Raw genomic sequence first — 18,962 nt, forward strand, 5'->3', positions numbered from 1 at the left:
ATAGCACATAATTATTCCCTTTAAACGCGTTTTTTATTTTACGGTTGTATTATACAGTATAAAATGATATAAGTAAAATAAATACATTAAATAATAGATATAAGGTGAAATTATGACATCCAAACTTGACGCTTACCGCGTATTTAATGAGGTGGCAAAACAGAAAAGCTTTTCAAGGGCCGCAAAGGCTTTGTATATGACTCAGCCCGCAGTAAGCCAGACAATAATGAATCTGGAGGAGGAACTGGGGACAAGGCTTTTTACAAGAACTTCAAAAGGCGTAGTGCTGACAAATGACGGACAGCTTCTTTACGAGTACATAAGCTCCGCGTTGAACCTGATTGAAATGGGCGAAAGAAAAATTTCGGAATCCAAAAATCTGATGGTCGGAGAAATGAAACTGGGAGTGGGGGACACTATTTCAAAATATTATCTGCTGCCTTATCTTGAGAAATTCCACAGTGATTTTCCAAATGTCAAGTTAAAGATTATAAACCGTACCACACTGGAACTGTGCGCAATGCTCAAGTCAGGGGAAATAGATATAGCGGTGTGCAATCTCCCTGTAAAGGATCCGGCAATTGAGGTGCTTAAATGCATTGATATTCACGATGTATTCGTATGCGGGGAAAAATACAGGTACCTGGCCATAAAACCCAGAAGCATTGAAGAGATTCTGCAGTTTCCGGTTATATTCCTTGAAAGCAAATCTAATTCAAGACAGTACGTGGAGAAATATTTTCTTGCAAAGGGAATAAAAATTCAGCCTGAAATTGAACTTGGGTCCCATGATCTTCTCCTGGAGTTTGCGAAATTTAATTTCGGAATTTCCTGCGTTATTGAAGAGTTTGCACAGGAATACCTAAGCAACAGGTCGGTATATAAAATAAGGCTGCTTGAAGAAATACCGGCACGGGCCATCGGGTTTTGCTTTTTAAAGAGCGTGTCGCTGTCCGCCGCTGCGCGTAAATTTGTCAGTATAACGCTGGAAAGATAGAAATATAATTTATGCAGGATTTAGAATATGAAACTTCATTTATTTTATTGAATAAAAGATACCTTTGTGTTAAGATAAAAGTGAAAAAATTAACAAAAAAATATTCAGTCGCTTATTTTTGTTTTGACTTGAGGCTTTTTGTTAATATATACTTTAAGCAAGTATTGACAATAAATTAGTGGGAGGAGATTATGGCATGAATTATAACCTGAATTTAAAACACAAAAAATTGCAGGCATGGATTGAAGAAGTTGCCAAGATGTGCCAGCCGGATGACATCTATATATGCGACGGCTCTGAGGAAGAGAATCAGCGCTTGTTGAATGAGCTGGTAGAATCCGGTCTTGGAATCAAGCTAAATCAGGAAAAACTCCCCGGATGCTATCTTTTCCGCAGTGATCCGTCCGACGTGGCCCGCGTTGAGGATCGTACTTTTATCGCGTCCAAGAAACAGGAAGATGCAGGTCCTACAAACAACTGGATTGACCCCGTTGAACTGAAGAAGACAATGACCGAGTTATACACAGGGTGCATGAAGGGCAGAACAATGTATGTCATACCCTTTTCAATGGGGCCGATAGGTTCGCCGATTTCCAAGATTGGCGTTGAAATAACGGACAGCGCATATGTTGTTGTAAACATGAGAATTATGACAAGAATGGGCAAGGAAGTTCTTGAAGCCCTCGGCGAAGACGGAGAGTTCATACCATGTCTGCATTCTGTAGGCAAGCCGCTTAAGGAAGGCGAAAAAGACACATCATGGCCGTGTGCCCCGATGGAGAAAAAGTATATAAGCCATTTCCCTGAAGAAAGAGCCATATGGTCATATGGTTCGGGTTACGGCGGAAATGCTCTGTTGGGTAAGAAATGCCTGTCCCTGCGTATCGCTTCGGTTATGGCAAGGGATGAAGGCTGGATGGCCGAGCACATGTTAATCCTGAAGATCACAAATCCTGAAGGCAAATCCATTTATATTACAGGTGCTTTCCCAAGCGCTTGCGGAAAAACAAATCTTGCTATGCTTGTTCCCACAATTCCCGGATGGAAGGTTGAAACAATCGGCGACGATATTGCATGGATGAAATTCGGAAAGGACGGACGCCTCTACGCTATTAATCCTGAAGCCGGTTTCTTTGGCGTTGCTCCGGGTACGTCAATGCAGTCCAACCCGAATGCGATGAAAACCATCAGTAAAAATACCATTTTTACCAACGTTGCATTAACCGATGACGGAGACGTATGGTGGGAAGGAATTGGCAAGGAAACCCCCAATCATTTAATTGACTGGAGAGGTCAGGACTGGACACCCGATTCAAATACACCTGCCGCACATCCTAATGCACGCTTTACAGCCCCGGCAAGACAATGCCCGTCTATCGCGCCTGAATGGGAGGATCCAAACGGAGTGCCCATTTCGGCAATACTTGTCGGCGGACGTCGTCCTACTACGGTACCTCTTGTTCATGAAAGTTTTGACTGGAACCATGGTGTATTCCTTGGTTCTATAATGGGATCGGAAATTACCGCCGCAGCAATTTCAGACAAGATTGGTCAGGTACGCCGTGACCCGTTCGCTATGCTGCCCTTTATGGGATACCATGTCGGCGATTATCTGCAGCACTGGCTTGATATAGGAAAAATGACCGATCCTGACAAACTGCCGAAGATTTTCTATGTTAACTGGTTCCGTAAGGATAAGGACGGAAAGTTCCTGTGGCCCGGATTTGGCGAAAACAGCCGCGTGCTGAAATGGATTTTCGAAAGAGTCACAGGTACGGGTAAAGCTGTGAAGACACCAATCGGCTATATGCCCACTGTGGATGCAATAGATACAGAAGGGCTGAATATCAGTGAAGATGCTATGAAGGAATTGCTGAAAGTTGATAAGGAAGAATGGCTGAAGGAAGTTGAATCAATTAAAGAGCATTATAAGAAATACGAACCCAAGCTTCCGCAGGAACTGAAAAATCAGTTGCAGGCCCTTGAAGAACGTTTAAGGAATTATTAATTCAGTGACAAATAAAAACCGGTTACAATTATTCAGATTGTAACCGGTTTTTTTCATAAACCAGAAACCGGATAAAACAGATTAAAAATTGATTATTTTTACTTCAAATGCAGTAATAGAAGGCATTTCGGGATATTATATTCTGAATATTTCCAAAAAACTGTTTTCAAAACAAAGAAAAATACCTGTCCGCGATTGTTAATTCCGGATAATTTATGTGTTAAATGCCCGGGATAAATAAGGTTACCGGGCGTTTAAATTATGAAATATTTACACTGCGGACAGCGGGGCATAAAATAGAATTGCCGTACGACCGATGGTACTGGCGGTTAAATTATCGTAATTATTGTTTACCCATCAAATCTGAAATTTTTAACATCGATTAGGGGGGAACCTTTTTGCAGTCAAAAGAATCCGTTGTCGCAGCAAATACGAATATTGAAAAATCAAAAACGCAGCCCACTTTTCTTCAGAGACTCAGACGCAGGCTTGTTACCAGAGGCGAGTGGCAGTTGTATCTGCTGATTTTACCTACGGTGATATATTTTATTATATTCCATTACATACCTATGTACGGAATACAGATTGCTTTCCGTAATTACAGCATTACAAAGCCCCTTTCGGCGGCAAAGTGGGTTGGTTTTCAGTATTTCGAGCGATTTTTGAATTCTCCGATGTTTCCGCAGTTGTTTAGAAATACTCTTATATTAAGTTTTTATGATTTGTTTATCGGTTTTCCTTTCCCGGTGATATTTGCAGTTGTCCTTAACCAGACACAGAGCAAAAAGCTTGTAAAATTTACGCAGACAGTAACTTTTGCTCCGTATTTTATATCGATGGTTGTTTTGGTCGGAATGCTGAATCTTTTTCTTTCACCAACCACCGGACTGGTAAATAAAATGCTTGGAGCATTTGGCATAGAACCAGTATATTTTATGGCAGAGCCTCAGTGGTTCAGGCATGTTTACGTGTTCTCAAATGTATGGCAGAGAACCGGATATCAGGCTATTATATATTTTGCTGCATTAACTTCTGTTGATCCCGAATTATATGAAGCTGCTACAATTGACGGTGCCACGAGATTACAGAAAATCTGGTATATTGACTTGCCGTCAATTACTCCGACTGTTGTTACAATGCTGCTTCTGGCTGTCGGGAAAATACTGAATGTCGATACTCAGAGAACGCTGCTTATGCAAGCGCCTACAAATCTGGTAACATCGGAAATTTTCGGTACTTACGTATACAAGGTGGGGTTAATTAACACTCAGTTCAGTTATTCGACGGCGATAGATCTGTTTAAAACGCTTATAAACCTTACCTTGCTGATTGTTACGAACCAGATAAGCAGGAAACTTACCGACGAAAGCTTGTGGTAAAGGGTGGGATTATTATGAAGTCGGCCATTCAGAATCAAAGCAGAAAAATAAAAAATTCCAGGGAAGACGTGATTTTTGAAATAGTGACAAGGATAGTACTGGTACTGGCGTGCCTGATAGTACTGTATCCGCTTTACTTTATAGTTATTGCATCTATAAGCAATCCTGATTATGTGCTGGCGGGGAAACTGTGGCTTTTCCCGAGGGATGTTACTTTTTCGGGATACAGAAAAATTATCAAGTTTGAAAATCTCATCAATGGATATAAGAATTCATTTTTCTATGCTATAGTGGGCGGGACGCTAAGCGCGACATTAACCCTGTTTGCCGCTTATCCGCTGTCAAAAGATGATTTTTCGGGGCGTAAACCGTTTACGATATTTCTGCTGATCACAATGTTTTTCCAGGGCGGAATGATACCTCTCTACATTGTGGTTAACAAACTTGGGCTCCGCAATACACCCTATGTGCTGCTTATAGTTAACGGAATTCAGGTGTGGAACTTGCTGGTTACCAGCTCATATTTCAGAACAAACCGTATTGATAGCCTGAGTGAGGCGGCGGAAATAGACGGTTGTTCCCACTTCGGATATTTTTTCAAAATACTTTTGCCGATTTCAAAACCGATAGTCATAACAATGCTTTTGTTCTATGGAGTATGGCAGTGGAATGATTTCTTCAGGGCGATGATCTATCTTGACAAACCCGATTATCAGCCATTGCAGATTGTTTTAAAGGACCTGCTGGCATCATCCCAGGTTTCATCAGCGATATATGATTTAATGGAAAACCAGGAAGCTCTGAACGAGATGCTGAGGGCTTCTGAACAGATTAAATACGGGGTTATTGTTATTGCCACTCTCCCGATGATGATTATATATCTTATAATGCAGAATTATTTCGTACAGGGTATTACAATGGGTTCAGTAAAAGGCTGATAAAGATTTTGAGAAAATAATAACAGTCTGTTATCCCCCTTATAAGGGTCAGGATAAATAATTAAAGGAGGTATTTCAATGCAGGGAAAAGGAAGGACTGCAAAATTTGTTTCAATACTGCTTTGCTGCGTGCTTGTTCTGGCGCTTGCCGGGTGTGGAAAGACAGCTGATTCCGGAAACAAACCGGCAAACACGCCTGCAACGTCGGCAGACAATGGACAGGGCGCCGGCGCGGAAACGACGACGGATGAAAGCGGGCGTGAAATGATCGGTAACATGTATGTAACCGGTCTACCTATTGTAAAAGAGCCGGTTCAGTATTATGCCATGGGTCTGCAGATGAACAATACCAGACCCGGTAACCTGGATGAGACCGAATTGTTCAAGAAGATTATGGAAGAAACCAACGTGTATATTGAATGGGATTTAATTCCGCAAGCATCGTGGACAGAAACAAAGAACCTGAAAATAGCCAGCGGTGAGTATCCCGATTTCTTCTACGGTCCCAAGAGCCTGTCCCAAGACGAAGTGCAGAAATTGGGAGCGGACGGTATTCTGATTGATCTTGAACCGCTGCTTGACAAGTATGCTCCGAATATTAAAAAGATAAGAGAGGAATATCCTCTGTATGACGGCTTCATAAGAAGCATGGACGGAAAGATTTATCAGCTGGCAAGTTTTACTGACGAAGGATTTGACAGCCATATTTCCTCAATAATCAACAAGGAATGGCTTGATAACCTTGGACTTGAAATTCCTACTACCACCGATGAATTATACACCGTACTTAAAGCTTTTAAGGAGAAGGACCCGAACCGTAACGGTAAGCAGGATGAAATCCCAATGAGCTTCCTTTATCAGGAAGGTAATGATCTTAACAGGGAAGTTAAGCGTGATTTCAGGCCCATTTATTATGCGTTCGGTGTTGTAGACACTCCTTTCTATATCTGGATTAACGATAACGATGAGGTTGTATTCACTGCCACCACCGAAGAGTGGAAGCAGGCTACCGCTTACATGGCAAAACTTTATCAGGAAGGATTAATTGACCCTGAAGTGTTCACAATGGACAGAACATTACTAACAAATAAGTTAAGAAGTCAGAAAAACGTCGGGGTTTATTTTGATTACAGGAAAGACCTGTCAATGTTACTTGAAGAGGATCAGGGCAAATATACTTTCATGCCTGCACTTAAATCCCCCTCTGGCAAACAGATTTGGGCAAGAGCTCAGTCTTTCTCTGAAGGTGCGTTCGGTATAACGAAAAACGCGAAAAACCCTGAAGTACTTATCAGGTTTATAGATTACTGCAACAGTGAGGAAAACTCCGTACAGATGGCATTCGGAATGTTTAAGCCTGAAGGATGGAATCAGTCCGAAGCGCTTGTTCCTTCCTCGGCAGAGCCCGGTAAGTATGAAGTTAACAGCGATTTACGCCCGGCAGATGTGGATCCGACAGAATGGCCAATGTCTGCTCCGATAGCACAGGGATGTACATTACTTACGAGAGAAACAATGGAAAAATATGTTGCGGAGAAAGCTTCCAGCGTTGCAAAATCCGAGGCTTGCGCCGTTTACAGACCGTATCTTTCAAAATGGCCGTATAACTACGCGTTCAAGTTCAGCCCAGAAGAACTTGAAGAGCTGACGCTGCTGCAGACCGACATAGTTCAGTATGTAATTCAGACACACAGCAGATGGATAACCCAGGGCGGTATTGAAAATGAATGGGATGCGTATGTCGCTCATCTGAAAAATCTGGGACTTGACAGATATGTGGAACTGTACAGGGCCGCCTTTGAAAGAGTTGAAAAAAAATAAGCCGAAATCAGAAAGCCGTCCCGCAAAAGGGACGGCTTTTTAATGTTTTAGCATGAGTGTATTTTCTTGAACTGGCCGGGTGTAACCTTTTCCTTTTCACGAAATTTTCTTATAAAGCTGGGTACGCTGTAATACCCGACTTCATAGGCAATTTCATTGACGCCCATATCGGTAGTTAATAACAATTCCTTTGCCTTTTCCATTCTCAGTCTGGTTACATATTCCGAAATGGTTTGTTCAGTGTTCTTTTTAAAATACTGGCTTAAATACGCAGGGGACATCTGCAGTGAGTCTGCAATGCTTTGCAGGCTGAAATCAGGATCCTGGTAATTTTCGCGTATGTAACGGATTATTTTCTGCAACAGTCTCAGTTCATATGATTCCCTGTCAACACTTAAGTAATTGGTAACATCTTCGGATATTTCTTTCATAATACTGACTATGTCTTCAAAGGTATTAATATCCGATCCGTAAATTTTTTCCATGTATGGTTTGTTAAGTAACGGGAAATGTTTGAATTTTCTCAGTAATTCCTTTGATATTGTGTTTACGGTGTCATAGCAAATATTTTTAATCCAGAAAAGGCTTAGGTTTTCGGTTTTCATATGATCAACCAGTTGATCTATGGTATCACGGATACCGAATATGTCACCGCTTCGAACCGATTCTTCCAGCTTTTCCAGCAAAGAAAACGGATAGTTCACGGTCTGATCGCTTTTCTGCATAATTTCATTAAAGGATATTATGTTTGATTTTGAGAAGAGGCTGTTGTATTCCAGTGCTCTTAGAGCTTCTTCATATGATGTGTTTATGCTGAATATACTGTCATAGAAATTACCTATTCCGATTCTTATATCGCCGTTGTATTTTTCATTGAGGTGTTTCTGTATTTCCCGGGCTATTATCAGGCTGCGCTGTTCGTTATTTGCGGGGCTGCCGTAAATAACAACCACGTTATTTAAATGTATGTCGCGATGAATAATTATCTGGTAATTTATACCAGTATTGGTCAAAGAAAATATTTCGGTTATGTCTGTATCGGGAATGTTTTGAATATTGTTTCCTTTAATTAAAATTACGCAGTAATATTTCATGCGGAATTCCAATTCAACGCTTCTGCAGGTTTTAAGAATGTTATCAATTTCTTTTGCCTGGCCGGCGAGAAAGCAGTCAATTAAATAGTTTCTGATAACATTTTTGTTTGCAGCGGCAAACTCCTTCAGATTTATGTTTTCCCTGTTGAACTGCATAAGGGCGTATTCAAGCAGTTCCAGTTCATTAAGTTTATCATTCGGCGTACTGCGGGAAATAACGCTTTCTTCAATCAGTTTGTTGAGTTTCTTTATGGGGTGATAGTTAATTCGCATCAAAACGGCAATCAGGAAACCGCCGATGACGAAAATAACTGCCATGCTTATAAGGTAAATAATTCTTATGTCATTTATCCTTGACGACAGCAAATTATTGGGCATAAGCTGAACAAAAAGGAAAGGACCGAAGGCTTCTTTAACATAGGCTGAAAACCTTTCGTTTCTTACTTTAATCTCTTTTATTTCTTCAACGGAGGCATGTTTTTTTATTTCTTTTCTGAAAAATTCGGTAAGTTCATCATCGGGTTTTTCGGAAAAGGCGAACAATATTTCCCTTGTTTCAGGATCCACAATAAATATATAGTTGTTTTCGCTTAATGCCGGAGCCAGAATATTTCTCAACGAATCTTCCGGTATCATAAACATTATTATCCCGCATTTTTTTTTGCTGTTTATCGGGATTTTGTTTAAATACATAAGATGTTTCTGGTTATTTGCAGAAAAAACCGAGTTGGCAGGGAAGAAATACATATCCGACTGTTTGTCGGATTCCTTAAAGGCAATCAGGTCAAAATCGGTCAAATTCCTGTCAAGTACGAAATTATTAAATGTTTCGACAGAACACAGAAAATTAAATGAAGATACGTAATCGTCACTGTAATTGTAAAAGAAAATATCATCAACAAAAGAATTTGTACTGTACTTAATAAGTTCGTTTTTTACTTTCATTGCCTCATAAGGCATTTTTTGAATATTGACGTTTCTAATAATATCGTTAAGCTCAAGCTGGAGAGTTGTCCTTGTAAGCTGGTTAATCTGGGCTTCAAAATTATCAACGCTTTTTATGAAAGGAGTTCTTAAATTAATCTCCACTTCTTCCTTAAGTACGTTTACAAAATGAAAAAGCACTATGAATGACATAATAAACATGGGAAGCATCAGTATGACGATATAGGAGACTATGAAATTTTTAAAAACCTCAGACCCCTTCCGTTTTTTCAGCATTTAATATAATCCCCCAAACAAAAAAAATAAATAGCCGGTCTACCGTTACTGAAGGTAATCCGGATAATATTGATGCGCTTGCTGTAATATTAGTTTAGCGGGTTTAATGTTTTTTTTCAATATTGAAATAAGTCGGTAAATTTCCCCAAAAGGCTTGCCACAACGGTAAATATTATGGTTCGCCGTTGGTTGTTAGCACAATTAACAGTGTGGTAAAATTAATTATTGACAAATATATTTAAATTCTTGGAGGTACATATGCGAACCGACCAGGTTTTAACCGCCCTTCTCTTAACACTCATTGCCGGGTTGTCCACGGGCATCGGCAGCTTAATTGCGTTTTTCGCCAAAAAGACAAATACACGTTTTCTTTCGGTAGCGCTGGGATTTTCCGCAGGTGTGATGATTTACGTATCAATGGTTGATATATTTGCAACGGCACAGGAAACCCTGGCATCTGCTCTGGGGGAAAGAAACGGCGCGTGGGTTACCGTTGCGTCGTTTTTTGGCGGAATGCTGATAATTGCCCTGATTGACAAGGTTATTCCTTCAGGTGAAAACCCCCATGACTTTAAAAAGGTTGAAAGTGTTGGCGAAGAAAAATCAAATATTTCGACAAATTTAATGAGAATGGGCCTTTTAACTGCGCTTGCAATTACAATTCATAATTTCCCGGAGGGTATAGCCACCTTTACTGCGGCTTTAAAGGATCCAAACCTTGGTATCGCCATTACGGTGGCAATTGCAATACACAACATTCCCGAAGGAATAGCGGTCTCAATACCCGTTTACTATGCCACCGGAAGTAAAAGAAGGGCCTTCAGGCTGTCCTTCCTGTCGGGTTTATCCGAACCCCTCGGTGCGGTTATCGGTTATTTAATTCTTCTGCCGTTCATGAATGACATTGTTTTTGGTATTCTTTTTGCCGCCGTGGCGGGAATAATGATGTTTATATCACTGGATGAGCTTTTGCCGTCGGCAAGGGAATATGGCGAGGCCCATTTGTCAATTTACGGTCTTATCTCCGGTATGATGGTTATGGCAATAAGTCTGCTCCTGTTTATTTAGCGTTTGGTTTTGAAATGAAATAATCTGGCCCAAAGCCGGGTAGCAGCGTCTGCTATCCGGCTTTTTATGATTTCCAATGTCAGTAATATTATTTCATACATTAACAAGGAGCTGGTGGGCTTCCTTAAGTTTCTGAATAACCGGAATACTCTGCGGGCATGCTGATTCGCACTGACCGCATTCAATGCACTGAGTGGCATCGTTTTTCTTTTCGATTAACTCCCTGTAGCCGCCGCGGCCTTCGTTCCATTCATTATACATTGCGGCGTTGTTAACGATATTAAAAATGCGCGGGATTGATACCCCTTGAGGACAGGGCATGCAGTATTTGCAGTTGGTGCATGGCACTTTTGTTTTACTGAGATAAAGGTTTCTGACCTCTTCCACAAGTGCCAGTTCTTCTTCAGTCATGCTGTTTGCTTTTGCGTCGGAAAAGATGCGCAGATTATCCTTCAACTGTTCCATGTTGCTGACACCGCTTAAGATTACGGCTATTTCGGGGAAATTATAAAGCCAGCGGAACGCCCATTCCACCGGTGTCCTTTTAACCGTTGACTTGTTCCATACTGCTTCGATATCCGGAGTGACACTGGAAGCAAGCTTGCCGCCTTTAAGCGGTTCCATGATAACTACGGGTATACCTTTAGAACCTGCATATTTCAAGCCTTCGACAGTGGCCTGTTCATGCATGTCCATGATATTAAGCTGAATTTGGCACATATCCCAGTCATAGGCGTCAATTATTTTACGGAAGGTATTGTAGTCGTCATGGAATGAAAAGCATATATACCTGATTTTGCCCGAAGCCCGTGCTTTTTCAAGAAAATCAAACACGTTAAGCTTATTAACCGTTTCCCATCTGTCCTTGTTCAATGCATGCAGTAGATAAAAATCCACATGGTCTGTATTCAATTTCTTGAGCTGTTCGTTTAACAGTCGTTCAAAATCGCTATATTCCTTAGCAAGCCAGACAGGCAGTTTGGTAGCAAGATAAACCTTTTCCCTGTAGCCATCCGCCAGGGCTTTACCCACCACAATTTCACTCTGACCGTCATGATACCCGTAGGCCGTGTCAATATAGTTTACGCCCTGGTCTATACCGTATCTGATCATTCTGATGGCTTCATCTTCATCGATAACGGTTTTGTTTTCCTTAGTGACCGTTGGTAACCTCATGCATCCGATTCCGAAAAGAGACACAGGTTTTTCAAACTTACTGAATTTACGGTATTCCATTTTTACCTCCTGAGGTTCAAATATTTATTTATATATATTCAAGTATATCATGATTTTGGATTAATAGGAATGGTACGCCGTGGCATTAGTGTAATTTTCATTTTAAATTCAGAGAAAAAATTTTTATAATCAGTTTTTATATTGATAATTTTTTAAAATTACAATATAATGGAAGTGGCGTACTGAAAAAACAGGAAAGGGGTGTAAATAATGATTAAAATTAGATTTAGAGCAATAAACATTATTATTTCCGAGGTGATTAAGGTATAAAACTTAATATATGCAGAAGGTGTGACGGCCTTCTGGTTTTGGAAAATAACCCTTACACCTGCACTGAACGGACGGTGGCGAGTCTGTGTCTTTTGCCGTATTTGCTGAATGAACACAGTCGGTCCGGGAACGGAATAGTTGAATTGTAAAATCAGGCGCGGTAAATGGTTATCGTGCTTTTTTTATGTCCGCAGAGAAGGTTATTTTCTGCGGATTTTTTATAATCTGAAATATTTAATCTTTCAGGTTTAGCATAAGTTTAGGTTAAGGGTTAAAATTCAGAAGGAGTGTGGCAAAATGAAATACAACAATGCCAGAGACCTGTTGCCCGAATGGTTATTACAGCAGATACAGGTATACGTACAGGGCGAAGTTTTATACATTCCAAAAAAAGAATCGGTCAGGCTGAAATGGGGAGAAGCAAACGGAACACGGAAATTTTACATGAAGAGAAATATGGAAATAATAAAAAAAATACAGGAACGGTACCGGTATATCGGACTTATCGAAACAGTACTGCCTTTCGGAATACAGTATTAAAAAGATTTTGAACAATATGAAGAAAGTTATATAAAAAAAGCTGAACATAGCAACTTTCCGAATATTATATATAGAGGTTGTTGAATTATTCTGAAAAAACGGCTGTTATTCCTTCTGGAATGGCGGCCGTTTTTTTATCCTTATTACTTGCGTTATTTCTGATTGCTGTTATAATATTTCAAAATAAATGGATGCATTATGTAAATTTACAGCGGGAGGAAGGAGATTTTGGAAGAAAATAAGCTTAACGAACTGAAAAAAGGTGTAAAAGCTGCAGTGCCGATTATGACGGGATATATACCGATTGGGGCTGCCTTTGGCATTCTTGCTTCCCAGCAGGGTTTCACGACAGGGACGATATTTTTGATGTCGCTGCTGGTTTATGCGGGTTCGGCTCAGTTTATTGCAGCGGCGATGATATCAGAAGGTGCCGACGCCGTTTCAGTCATAACAACGACGTTTCTTGTAAATTTAAGGCATTTGCTTATGAGCGCTTCCCTTTCGCCTTATATGGGAAAATTTTCAACGTGGCTTCAGTCAGTTATAGCTTTCGGTATAACCGACGAAACTTTTGCGGTTTCAGAAAGCTATACCCGGCATAATGGGGCTTCCGGGCAGTTTTTCCTCGGTCTTCACATGGCATCTCAGGGAAGCTGGATATTAGCCACGGTATTGGGTGGAATTTTCGGGACAGGGCTTGGCCAGGCAACGAAATGGGGGATTGATTTTGCGCTTTCGGCGATGTTCATCGGCCTGCTGCTTATGCAGTTAAAGGATAAAAAAGGTCTATTGGTGTCAATCTGCGCCGGTGTACTGTCTCTGGCACTGAAGATAAAACTCGGAGGGAATTTTAATGTGATAATTGCAGCGGTTGTTGCAGCGACTGCAGGGGTGATCGCGGAAAAATGGATAAAAAAGTGATACTCATTATCCTCGGAATGAGCATTGTTACATATCTTCCAAGGGTGCTTCCGATTATTGTGCTGACAAAAGTAAAAACTCCCGAATGGTTTATGAGGTGGTTAAAGTATATACCCACCGCCGTTTTGGCTGCGTTGCTTGCGCCGGAACTTCTGGTATCCGGCGGAACGCTGGAGCTGAGTTTAAAAAATAAGAATTTGCTTGCCGCCGTACCCTGTTTTATGGTTGCATATAAAACCAAAAACCTGTTTGTCACCGTTGTGACAGGGATAGTGTCGATGCTGCTTTTAAACCTCATATATGCTTAGGATATATGCTAAAGCCATAAATAAAACACTATGCTTGTGGAAATATTTTACTGATTTATTGATTTTTATATTGTAATAAAAGGCGAGATGTGATAATATATTTTTAAAAGTAAACGGGAGTTCATTATTGTGCAGGTATTAAAGGATGAAGTGCGTAAAAATATTCTGGAGGCCGCAAAAAAACTCTTCTATGAGAAAGGGTACAGCAGCGCCTCGATAAGGGATATTGCCAATAATTCGGGAATAACGGTGGGGAATGTATACCGTTATTTTGAAAACAAGGAAAAGGTTCTTGAGGGAGTTGTGTATCCCGTTTATAAAAAAATAATGGATTACATCGAATTGTCGGAGAGCTATATTAAAGCCGGCGAGAATAAAACCTTTGAGGATTTCAGGAATGAAATAAACAATTATATCATACAGATATCCGAAGACTTCAGGCTCGAGCTTTTAATTCTCTTTAAGGGCACGGAGGGGACGAAATTCGAAAAAACCAGACGTGAACTGGTTTCGCTCATTGAAAACCGTATATACGAAGGTTTATTTAAAAGAATGAAAATGGATGACGTTGAAGCCGCCTTTTTTTCAAGAATTGTGGCCCGATCTTTTCTGGACAGTCTGATTATGGTTATATCCGAGACCGGGGAACCCGAAAAACTGAAAAAAATGATTTACCGTCTTAACGATTTTTATTTTAAACATTTAAGCGACAGGTTTGAAACCGAAGTTTAATTTTTTTTAACCCAAAAATGAACATGTGTTTATTATTGTTTATTTTTGGAAGAAATATTGGCCTAAAGTTAAGAACCGAACGAAAGAGGTGTTACGGATGAACGGTAAAATACCGTTGCTTTTAATAACAGGATTATTGCTCATGGCCAGCGGATGTTCTGCAGGTACCGGAACGAAAGCCGAGAGGGTGGTTCCGGTAAAGGTCTACCGCGTTTCTGAACGGGAGAGGCAGGATATTTCTCAATACATTGGAACGGTACAGCCGGAGAAAACGGTAAGGCTTTCCTTTAAAACAGGCGGAAGAGTTGAAAGCATTAAAGTTAAAAAAGGAGATGCTGTTAAAAAAGGAGATGTTTTAATTTCCCTTGACAGGACCGATCTGTTATACGCTGAAAACCTTGCAAAAGCTCAGCTGGAAATGGTGATGGCCCAGTATGAGAAGGCATCCAACGGTGCAACTGAAGAGGATATTGAACAGGCAAGACTTAACGTTGTAAAGGCCGAGGAGGCGTACAATTATGCCCTGGAGAGGTTCAGGGAAGCGGAGGAATTGTATCATAAAGGTACGGTAACAAAGCAGGCATATGAGCAGGCCGAACTAGAGGTTAAATTGAGAGAGGCTGACCTGAAGCTTGTAAGGGAAGTACAGGAACAGGTTCAGAAGGGAGCAAGGTATGAGGAAATAAAAGCGCTGTCAGCTCAGGTGGAAAGCGCGAAAACCGAGTATGATTACAGAAGAAATCAGTTAAACGAAGCAGTTCTGAAATCGCCTGTTGACGGAACGGTGTTGGAAATTTTATGTGAAGAAGGAGAAATGGCGGCTGCAGGTTATCCTGTGATTGTCCTTTATACCGGAGAAAAAATTGTCAGCGTAGGCGTGCCTGAAAGGGAACTGAAGAATATCAGGCCGGAAACTGAAGTATGGATTGAAAAAGATGGCAGGGCATTTGAAGCAAAAATTAAAAACATTGCCGTTTTACCCGATTCCTCAACGGGCCTGTACAATATTGAAATTGAATGCGGCGAACCGGTGGATGAGCCTTTCGGCTCAACGGTTACTGTGAACTTTCTGGTGGGAAACGTAAAAGGGTGTTTTGTGCCTCTTGCGGCAATTTTGAATGACGGAACGGACTATGTCCTGACCGTTTCAGGAGACAGAGCTGTGCGAAAAAACGTGACGATTGAAGGAATATACAATTTTGAGGCTATGGTAACCGGCTTAAGTGACGGTGAGCTGCTGATTGTATCTGGCATAAACAGACTGAGTACGGGTGATCGGGTTACGGTGAAAGAGGTGGACTATGGCACGGATAATTGAAACGGTGATAAAACACAGAAAAGTAACGATGTTTGCCATTTTTCTCGTTTTCATCTTCGGAGCATACAGTTACTATATTATGCCGAAACAGGAAACGCCGGACATAAGCGTCACCGTTGCGATGATAACGACGGTGTATCCCGGAGCGCCGGCGGAGGACGTGGAACGCCTTGTTACGCGGAAAATAGAGGACAAGGTAGTGGAAGTAACGGGTTTCAAGACTGTAAATTCCACGTCGCAGGATAATCTTTCAGTGGTTATTCTTGAATTGGAAACGGGAACAGATGTGGACAAGGCATGGAATGAGCTGCGGCAAAAAATGGATGAGCTGCAGAATGAGCTTCCGGATGAATGCGGAGAAATAAATGTCAACACAGATCTGTACCAGACGGCAGGTATTATAATCAGTCTTTCGGGCGAAAACCATTCCTATTATGAGCTGGCTGAATATGCAGAAAGACTGAAGAACAGGTTAATTGACATTGACGGGATTACAAGGATTGATATACTGGGAGAGCAGGAAAACGAAGTCTGCGTCGAAATAGATACAGAGAAATTAAACGCCCTCCCTTTATCTTTGGAGGACGTAGCAAATATAATACAGGCACAGCTGCCCGAGATCCCGATGGGTACTCTGGAAGACAACAGAAGCAGGATTAACGTAAAACCCCGTGTCAGTTTTTCGTCAGCTAACGATATTGAAAACATCGTAATTTTAACTTCATCTGAAGACCGAAGCGTTGTGAGGCTTAAAGATATAGCAGATGTCTATTATAAACTTCAGGATTCAAGTTATAAGGTAAAAACAAACGGTGAAAATGCGGTGCTTTTGGCGGGTTATTTCAAGAATGACAGGAACATTCTTATTATAGGCAGAGAAATTCAGAAACGGATTGAAGCCTTTAAGGAAGAAATTCCCGATGATCTGCATCTTACAAAGGTTTTATATCAGCCTGACGATGTAAGGGCGTCGGTAAATGAATTCATTAAAAATCTTATTGAAGGTATTGTGTTCGTTCTCGCCGTTGTATTCGCAGGAATGGGGTTCAGAAATGCAGTTCTCGTTTCAACTTCAATACCTTTATCAGTTTTAATCACTTTTATTGCGATGAAAGTTTTAAACATTCATATTCATCAGATTTCGATAGCCGCTTTGATAATTGCCCTTGGCATGTTTGTGGATAACGCAATCGTTGTAAGTGACGCCATACAGGTGAGAATTGACAATGGGGAGGAGAAGCTTAAAGCCTGTGTCGAAGGGGTAAAGGAAGTGGCAATTCCGGTACTTATGTCAACATTAACAACGGTGGGGGCATTTTTACCCCTGTTGATGCTCGCAGGAATGGCTGGTGAATTTATCCGCAGCGTTCCGCAGATTGTAATAATATCGCTTTCGGCCTCATATGTTTCAGCCGTTTTTATTTCTCCCGTAATGGCTTACATATTCTTTAAACCCTCTAAGGACAGGAAGAAAAAACATATATGGAGGACTTTTTTTGCAAATCTTTTAAAAGGCGCATTAAAAAGAAAAAAGCTTACGCTGTTTTTGGCTTTAATGTTGACAGTGCTGGCAATATGGGTTGCCGGAATTATTGGGCTTCAGTTTTTCCCTAAAGCCGACACAAACATACTTTTAATAGACATACATCGGGATACTGCTGGTGACATCAACAAAACCGAACAACTGTCCGATTTGGTTGCGGGGATAATTACACGGGAACCTGAGGTAACGGGATATACCGTCGCGATTGGAGACGGACTGCCTAAACTGTATTATTCAATGCCTCCTTCAATGCGCTCCGCGGACTATGCCCAGATGGTATTCACCGTGGATTTGGGTAAGGGTGGAAGGTTTAAGACCAATGATGAATTCGCTTCTTACCTGCAAAATGTTCTGGACAGTGAAATAACCGACGGCACCGCTACGGTGAAGCTGTTTGAACAGGGTGAACCTATAGGTGCGCCGGTAAGAATAAGAGTGCTGGGGCAGGACTATGAAAATATGGCGGGAGTCTCAAACGAGATTAAAAATATACTTAAATCCATTGACGGTACCTTTAATATCCGGGACGATTACAGTGCCAAAGTATATAATTACAGCATAGATATCAATTCCGACGAGGTTTTGAGAAATGGCCTCACGAATTATGAGATTCAGAAAGAACTGAATATAGCGATAATGGGGAGAGAAGCGGGAAATATGAGGCCTAAGTCGGGACAAAACCAATACACCGCCGGAAAACAGATACCGGTAAAGGTGATATCCGATATAAAAAACATTGAAGATTTGAAAAACTTTGCAATAAAGTCACCGGTCACAGGAAATAAAATTTTTCTGAAGCAGGTGGCTGAAATAGGACTTGAGGCAAAGGTGTCAAAAATCGAAAAGTATAACAGGGTTCCGGCGATAACTGTATACAGTGACGTTGAAAAGGGCTACAGTTCGGTTGAAATTCAGAAGCAGATTGAAAAAGAACTGGAAAACGCTGCTCTTGGAGATATTAAGGTGGTTTTTGACGGCGAAAGGGAATCAATAATAAAGTATTTCGGGAATATTGGCGCACTTGGAATGATGGCTGTATTTGTGATATATTTGCTGTTACTTATTGAATTCGGAAATTTCTCGCAGCCGTTTATAATCATGTTCACAATACCGCTTTCAGCGGTTGGATCGGTGATAGGCCTGTATTTGTTCAGGCAACCGTTGTCATTTACATCCTTTCTCGGAATTGTGAGCCTGTTTGGAATTGTTGTCAACAATGCGATCGTTCTGGTGGACTGTATCAACGTTCTCAGAGCCTCGGGCAGAAACATTGAGGATGCATGTGTCGACGCCGTTATGCGCCGGTTCAGGCCCATTATGCTTACCACAATAACCACGCTGGTCGGGCTTGTTCCTCTGATCCTTTCAGGAAGCAACCTGTTTACGCCAATGTCCGTATCCCTGGCTTCAGGACTGGCGGTGTCCACGCTGCTGACGCTGAATATTATACCTGTGGTTTATGCGGCGGTTGAAAGGAGGTCGCGCGGAAAAACTTCATAAAAAAGGAAGGCGACTGATATATTATATATAATATGTGGGGGGGTGAGGACATCGCCTTCCTGATGCAG

14 protein-coding genes are annotated in these 18,962 nt (G+C 41.2%); 12 read left to right on the forward strand and 2 right to left on the reverse strand.

The features are described 5' to 3' along the window. The first annotated feature begins 112 nt into the window (after positions 1-112). The 5 genes from CST_RS04745 (at position 113) to CST_RS04765 (ending at position 7,143) form a co-directional block, all read left to right on the forward strand. Positions 113-997, forward strand: a complete 885-nt coding sequence (locus tag CST_RS04745) for a LysR family transcriptional regulator (RefSeq protein ID WP_015358697.1) — start codon at positions 113-115, stop codon at positions 995-997. Between the two features lie 196 nt (positions 998-1,193). Further along, on the forward strand, positions 1,194-3,005 hold the full coding sequence (locus CST_RS04750) for a phosphoenolpyruvate carboxykinase (GTP) (protein ID WP_015358698.1): 1,812 nt from the start codon (positions 1,194-1,196) through the stop codon (positions 3,003-3,005). Positions 3,006-3,403: 398 nt separating this feature from the next. Next, positions 3,404-4,384: an ABC transporter permease gene (locus CST_RS04755; RefSeq protein ID WP_015358699.1), complete on the forward strand. Its 981-nt coding sequence runs from the start codon at positions 3,404-3,406 to the stop codon at positions 4,382-4,384. A gap of 14 nt (positions 4,385-4,398) precedes the next feature. After that, positions 4,399-5,322 (forward strand): carbohydrate ABC transporter permease, encoded by a 924-nt coding sequence (locus tag CST_RS04760; protein WP_015358700.1) that lies wholly within the window; start codon positions 4,399-4,401, stop codon positions 5,320-5,322. 78 nt (positions 5,323-5,400) lie between these two features. Beyond that, complete coding sequence (locus CST_RS04765) at positions 5,401-7,143, forward strand: extracellular solute-binding protein (RefSeq protein WP_015358701.1); 1,743 nt, start codon at positions 5,401-5,403, stop codon at positions 7,141-7,143. Positions 7,144-7,190: 47 nt separating this feature from the next. On the opposite strand, the gene CST_RS04770 is transcribed toward CST_RS04765, so the two are convergent. Next, complete coding sequence (locus tag CST_RS04770) at positions 7,191-9,458, reverse strand: helix-turn-helix domain-containing protein (protein WP_015358702.1); 2,268 nt, start codon at positions 9,456-9,458, stop codon at positions 7,191-7,193. A 258-nt stretch (positions 9,459-9,716) separates the two neighbouring features. On the opposite strand from CST_RS04770, the gene zupT reads away from it, so the two are divergent. Continuing rightward, on the forward strand, positions 9,717-10,526 hold the full coding sequence (gene zupT, locus CST_RS04775) for a zinc transporter ZupT (protein WP_015358703.1): 810 nt from the start codon (positions 9,717-9,719) through the stop codon (positions 10,524-10,526). A gap of 93 nt (positions 10,527-10,619) precedes the next feature. Here zupT and CST_RS04780 read toward each other — a convergent pair whose 3' ends face one another. After that, entirely contained in the window at positions 10,620-11,762 is a 1,143-nt protein-coding gene (locus tag CST_RS04780) for an aldo/keto reductase (protein ID WP_015358704.1), read from the reverse strand. 567 nt (positions 11,763-12,329) lie between these two features. Between CST_RS04780 and CST_RS04785 the strand changes: the two genes are divergently transcribed. From CST_RS04785 to CST_RS04810, 6 genes are all read left to right on the forward strand, one after another. Further along, a complete protein-coding gene (locus CST_RS04785) occupies positions 12,330-12,572 on the forward strand; it encodes a CD3324 family protein (RefSeq protein WP_015358705.1) in 243 nt (80 codons plus the stop codon). Positions 12,573-12,800: 228 nt separating this feature from the next. Beyond that, positions 12,801-13,493: an AzlC family ABC transporter permease gene (locus tag CST_RS04790; protein WP_015358707.1), complete on the forward strand. Its 693-nt coding sequence runs from the start codon at positions 12,801-12,803 to the stop codon at positions 13,491-13,493. Next, on the forward strand, positions 13,478-13,801 hold the full coding sequence (locus CST_RS04795; RefSeq protein ID WP_015358708.1) for an AzlD domain-containing protein: 324 nt from the start codon (positions 13,478-13,480) through the stop codon (positions 13,799-13,801). Before CST_RS04790 ends, CST_RS04795 begins: the two co-directional genes overlap by 16 nt. Before the next feature lie 129 nt (positions 13,802-13,930). Then, positions 13,931-14,533 carry a TetR/AcrR family transcriptional regulator gene (locus CST_RS04800; RefSeq protein ID WP_015358709.1) on the forward strand — a complete coding sequence of 201 codons (603 nt, stop codon included), beginning with the start codon at positions 13,931-13,933 and terminating at the stop codon, positions 14,531-14,533. 97 nt (positions 14,534-14,630) lie between these two features. Further along, positions 14,631-15,851, forward strand: a complete 1,221-nt coding sequence (locus CST_RS04805) for an efflux RND transporter periplasmic adaptor subunit (protein ID WP_015358710.1) — start codon at positions 14,631-14,633, stop codon at positions 15,849-15,851. Then, complete coding sequence (locus CST_RS04810) at positions 15,835-18,894, forward strand: efflux RND transporter permease subunit (RefSeq protein ID WP_015358711.1); 3,060 nt, start codon at positions 15,835-15,837, stop codon at positions 18,892-18,894. The genes CST_RS04805 and CST_RS04810 overlap by 17 nt, the downstream gene beginning before the upstream one ends. The last annotated feature ends 68 nt before the right edge of the window (positions 18,895-18,962 follow it).

The organism is Thermoclostridium stercorarium subsp. stercorarium DSM 8532 (genome assembly GCF_000331995.1).
Lineage (GTDB): Bacteria > Bacillota > Clostridia > DSM-8532 > DSM-8532 > Thermoclostridium > Thermoclostridium stercorarium.